General features: G+C 49.6%; 2 protein-coding genes and 1 pseudogene. All 3 read right to left on the bottom strand.

The features are described 5' to 3' along the window. Positions 1 to 100: 100 nt before the first annotated feature. Positions 101 to 202 (bottom strand): annotated as a pseudogene (locus J1785_RS26595) (type VI secretion system tube protein Hcp); the annotation flags it as partial. 164 nt (positions 203 to 366) lie between these two features. Then, positions 367 to 1,680: an MFS transporter gene (locus J1785_RS01510; RefSeq protein WP_217218654.1), complete on the bottom strand. Its 1,314-nt coding sequence runs from the start codon at positions 1,678 to 1,680 to the stop codon at positions 367 to 369. A 15-nt stretch (positions 1,681 to 1,695) separates the two neighbouring features. Next, positions 1,696 to 2,193, bottom strand: a complete 498-nt coding sequence (locus tag J1785_RS01515; RefSeq protein ID WP_129952595.1) for a NanQ anomerase/TabA/YiaL family protein — start codon at positions 2,191 to 2,193, stop codon at positions 1,696 to 1,698. Between the last annotated feature and the right edge of the window lie 7 nt (positions 2,194 to 2,200).

The following is a 2,200-nucleotide window of genomic DNA, read 5'->3' on the forward strand; positions in this document are numbered from 1 at the left end:
TCATAAAACTGAACAAACCTTTGTATAATTTAAATTCAACGAGTTAGCATGGAAAGTCTTCCCGATGCATTTTAATTCCCCCTCCGCATCGGTATTGTCTAATGCCGGTGACCTTCACATTTCCCATCAGAATATTGAAATACTCGGTTTCAACCCCCGCGTCTAATATGCGATACATTTTAATTTCAGCAGATTTAAGGGTGAGTTCGCGCGCTGTTTATTGTTTGGCAATCGCGTCATGCCGCGATTACGTCAGACGTCCCCCCGCTCAGATTGGTATGTCCACTTCTGAACGGAGAAATGTCAGAAAACAGCACTCATTAAACACCCCGATAGCAAGGCGTTTAATGCAGCTTACGGTTGTCATTATCTCGACATTGTCACCAGAATCGGCTTTTTCACGAACAGTCCGTAGCTAAGCGCACCCAGCATCAGTAAACCGGCACCGAGGAAGAAGACGTTGGTGAACTGTCCGGTTGCATCAAGGATAATTCCGGTGACGATCGGCGCACAGGCTGCCCCCAGGAAGCCACCAAAGTTCTGAATTGCCCCCATCGATGCCACCTGCTCTTTCGGCGCAATGTCTGAAGCCAGCGTCCAGATCACACCCTGCGGCAGCTGCGAGAAGAAGTAGCCAATCGACAGCAGTGCGATACTCAATGTTGTGCTGTGCACGAACGGTATTGGCGCAACAAAGCAGGCCGCCAGCGCAGCACCGGCAACAATCGGCACCTTACGCGCGGTAATGGTTTTCACACCGCGACGGATAAGACGGTCAGAAATGGCCCCGCCACACAGCACGCCCAAAATCCCCGCCAGGAACGGAATGGCCGCCAGCCAGCCGGTTTGTTTCAGGCTAAAGCCCAGCGATTTCTCCAGATAACCCGGCAGCCAGGTCAGGTAAACCCAGATGGTAAACATGATAGAAAAGTTACCGATCACCATAAACCAGGTGGTTTTATGTCTGAACAGCGCCCCCCAGCTCGCCTTGTTATTGCCGTTAACGTCGGTCACCGACTTCTGCACCCACTGAGAATTGGCATGGATCACCTTTTCTTCGCGCTCGGTCGGATTGCGGTAAAATTTCAGCCAGACCAGCAGCAGCGGAATCCCCGCCAGGCCAATGGCAATAAACATGCCGCGCCAGCCGAGCGTTAACAGCAGCACGGTCAGGATTGGCGGCGCAATGGCATTGGCAATCTGCGAGCCGGTATTGATGATGGAGGTCGGCAGCGCGCGCTCTTTGTCAGAGAACCAGCGGTGAGTGATCTTGATGCCGGAGGTAAAGAACGGTGATTCGGATATGCCCAGCAGCATGCGCAGGGCATAGAACATGGAATAACCATTAACGAAACCTGCCATCACCGTGAAGGTGGACCACAGGCCCACGCCCCATGAGAACATTTTTTTAGGCCCAAAACGGTCAACCAGCCAGCCCGCCGGCAGGTTTGCCAGCGCGTAAGGCCACAGGAATGCCGACAGCAGCAGACCCATTTCCGTCTGGCTGAAACCAAACTCTTTAGCAATAGTCGTATTGGCGATACTTAAATTGGCACGGTCGAGATAATTAATCACTGCCGCCATTAACAAAATAAAAATAATGCCCCAGCGCAAGCGTGAAATAACAGGAGCGGCCGTTTTAACCAGAGGTGCATCGAGAGAAGAGGTAGCATCTTTCATAATTTCAATCATCCACTATGGGTTATTCATAAATAAGGCATCACTGAACAGGCTCAGATGAATTTTAATCACAGCTTTACGAATAAAAGACTCGCTTTGGGTATTACAACAAGGACGATGTAAATCTTGCGGAAAGAAAACGGCAAACATGCCGGGTTCCAGATGAATCAGCGATTCATTATTCGTTTCCTGGTAAAACACGATGTCGTGCTTCTCCGCCCGGTCTTCTGCCACCTCATGCTCCGCCGCACCACGCGCCACACCGATGGTTTCTTCTCCCTGCAAGAGAAATTGAATATCGACAAACTTGAAATGTGACTCAGCGCGCATTTCATGAGCAGGAACGGTATTCATTTCCTGAAAAAGACAAAACATCTTGCCCGGAATAATATCGAACTTCCCTGGTGTTAGTGTTGAGAAATCAGTTTGAGTAATATACTCAATACCTTTATTAATAATCGGATGGAAAGCGAATTTTTCACGTTCCCAGTCTCTCAGGCAACATACGATCATGTTGAAT

The sequence above is a fragment of the Rahnella perminowiae genome (assembly GCF_019049755.1).
Classification (GTDB): Bacteria; Pseudomonadota; Gammaproteobacteria; order Enterobacterales; family Enterobacteriaceae; genus Rahnella; species Rahnella perminowiae.